Source organism: Sphingomonas sp. PP-CE-3G-477 (assembly GCF_003050745.1).
Lineage (GTDB): Bacteria > Pseudomonadota > Alphaproteobacteria > Sphingomonadales > Sphingomonadaceae > Sphingomonas.
In genome coordinates, this window is the sequence record NZ_QAOF01000029.1 from 1 (window position 1) to 1,282 (window position 1,282).

Annotated in this window: 3 protein-coding genes; all 3 read right to left on the bottom strand. The window is 61.6% G+C overall.

The features are described 5' to 3' along the window. Positions 1-212: hypothetical protein (locus C8J45_RS19465; protein WP_219907412.1), on the bottom strand; the 212-nt coding region annotated here is incomplete at its 3' end. Beyond that, positions 209-502 carry a hypothetical protein gene (locus C8J45_RS18790; RefSeq protein ID WP_181321297.1) on the bottom strand — a complete coding sequence of 98 codons (294 nt, stop codon included), beginning with the start codon at positions 500-502 and terminating at the stop codon, positions 209-211. The genes C8J45_RS18790 and C8J45_RS19465, both read right to left, overlap by 4 nt. 100 nt (positions 503-602) lie before the next feature. After that, positions 603-1,163 (bottom strand): recombinase family protein, encoded by a 561-nt coding sequence (locus tag C8J45_RS18795; RefSeq protein WP_107964663.1) that lies wholly within the window; start codon positions 1,161-1,163, stop codon positions 603-605. Positions 1,164-1,282 lie beyond the last annotated feature (119 nt).

Below are 1,282 nucleotides of genomic sequence, written 5' to 3' on the forward strand. Positions count from 1 at the left end.
ACTGGAGCGGGCGAAGGGAACTCGCCTACGCCGTTTCGGGCACCATCTTGGGAAGCCTCGGTTGACGCTGTTTCGATCACCTTCGAGCGTTGGTTGAGGCGGTCGGCGATGGTCCTGATCGAGAGTTCGGCGTGATCATGGCCGCGAGCATCAGAGCACGCTTTCGGCATCGTGCGAGCGTCATTTGGCATGCTGGTCTCCATGATCTTCACGGTGCGGGTTTCAGATGGGGCGTCAGGTCGGCGTCGATGAACGAAGTCACGCTCAGGTCTGACCAGATGATCCAGCGTCTGAGACCGTCGCGGCGAACCGCATTCCGAACACCCTCGGTCATCCATGCTCGAAGCGCTGGGCTCGGATCGTCGGCGTCGACATCGGGGAAGTGGAAGGTCGAGCGGCTCACAGTGACCTCGACGAAAGCATCGCCCTGCTCGATAGTCGGGATATGCCATGCGATGGCCGATGGCGCGGCGCGGACTGATATCCGAACGGGCTGCGGCATCATGATCCTCCACAGTTAGACGGAGCGTTGCGGGGGCTGTCGCGGGCGATGTTCGTGACGATCATCGTGACGGTGATGTTCGACGGTCCGGCGACGCTGGTCAGGATGGTGTCGCGGCAGCGTTGATCGAGGACAGTGCTCGGTAAACGCTCGCGCGACTGATCCCCATGACGGCTGCGACTTCGTTGGGTTTCATCCGCCCATGAAGCTGGCGGACACGATCCAGATCGATGGCGGACTTCCGCCCCTCGTAGACGCCTTTCCGCTTCGCGGCCTCGATCCCCTCCCGCTGGCGTTCGGCCCTGATGTCGAGTTCGAATGCTGCCACCGCCCCGAGGATCGAGATCGTCAACCGTCCCGTGCTGGTGGTCGTGTCGATCGCCTGATCGAGACAGCGGAAGCCGACACCCTTCTGGTCGAGGGTGGCAAGGATGTTGTGCAGATCGCGGACCGAGCGCGCGAGGCGGTCGAGCTTGGTGCAAGCGATGGTGTCGCCATGGCGTGCGAACTCGATGGCGGCTTGGAGTTCGGGGCGATCGTCGGCGGATCGTCCCGACTTCTTCTCCTCGAACAGCTTGTCGATGCCTGCCTTGGCCAGAGCTTCCCGTTGGACATCGAGGTTCTGGCTCGTATCCGAAACGCGCGCATAGCCAATCAGCAAGCCGTTCTCCTGTCCAATCTGGGTGTCATTTCCGAGACCGTCTCAACAGGGTCGTTTCCGCTAACCCTCTGAGACAGTTCGTAGATTATACCACAGATCGCAGCAGGGCATACATGCCG